General features: G+C 67.2%; 2 protein-coding genes. Both read left to right on the top strand.

What is annotated here, in order from left to right; all coding sequences use genetic code 11:
- Positions 1 to 517 (top strand): SAM-dependent methyltransferase (locus J0I79_RS33900; protein WP_292870194.1); only part of this gene is annotated, 517 nt, incomplete at its 5' end.
- Between the two features lie 78 nt (positions 518 to 595).
- The gene (locus J0I79_RS33895) at positions 596 to 973 is read left to right on the top strand and encodes a YraN family protein (protein WP_292870191.1); all 378 of its coding nucleotides are present in this window, start codon (positions 596 to 598) and stop codon (positions 971 to 973) included.
- Positions 974 to 1058 lie beyond the last annotated feature (85 nt).

The raw sequence follows: 1058 nt of genomic DNA, 5'->3' as shown, positions 1-1058 counted from the left end.
CGTCGTGCCGATCCCCGGCCCGTCGCCGCCGCTCGCGGCGCTGACCGCATCCGGCCTGCCGTCGGACGCCTTCCTGTTCGCCGGGTTCCTGCCGGTGAAATCGGGCCAGCGGCTGGCAAGGCTGGAAGCCCTGAAAACCGTGCCGGCGACGCTGATCTTCTTCGAATCGCCGCGCCGGCTGGCCGAGTCGCTCGTCGCCATGGCGCAAGCGCTGGGCGGCGAGCGCAAGGCGGCGATCGGCCGGGAATTGACCAAGACCTTCGAGGAGATGCGCATCGGCACGCTGGGCGCGCTGGCCGATCACTATGCCGAGGCCGACACGCCGAAGGGCGAGATCGTCGTCTGCATAGGTTCGGCCGAGGCCAAAGCGGACGAGCCTGAAGACATCGACCGCCTGCTTTTGTCGCTGGCGGCGGAGATGCCGGCCTCCAAAGCCGCGGCCGAGGCCGCGAAGATGACCGGCGGCCAGAAGCAGGCGCTCTACAGGCGGCTGCTGGAGCTCAGGGACGGACCATGATCCCGAAAAGTGGAAACCGGTTTTCTCGGACAAACGGTTCCGTTTGTCCAAAGATCATGGTCAAGCAAGGAAAAGTCGGTGGCTGAGCGTCCGAGCGCCAGCCGTCAGAAAGCCTATCGGCGCGGCCATCGCGGCGAATGGCTGGCGGCGATGGCGCTGATGCTGAAGGGCTACCGCATCCTTGCCCGACGCCACCGCACGCGTTTCGGCGAGATCGATCTCATCGCGCGGCGCGGCGATCTGGTGTTGTTCGTCGAGGTCAAGGCGCGGCGCACGCTGATGGAGGCGATGGAAGCGATCGGCCGCGAATCGGAGCGCCGTATCGAGGCGGCGGCCGACATCTGGCTCTCGCGGCAACCGGACTATGGCAGGCTCTCGATGCGCTTCGACATGGTCGCCGTGCTGCCCTGGCGCTGGCCGGTGCATGTTCCCAATGCGTTTTATGGACGGAATTGAGGGCTTACCCTCCCCCTTGTTGGGAGGGTCGGCGAGCAAGCGACGCGTAGCGTCGGTGGCGGGACGGGGCGGGGGTATGGCGCCG

This window comes from Mesorhizobium sp. (assembly GCF_017306585.1).
In the GTDB taxonomy this organism is placed as follows: domain Bacteria; phylum Pseudomonadota; class Alphaproteobacteria; order Rhizobiales; family Rhizobiaceae; genus Mesorhizobium.
The sequence above is the reverse complement of the archived record's forward strand: the minus strand, read 5'-3'. Positions and strand labels throughout refer to the sequence as shown.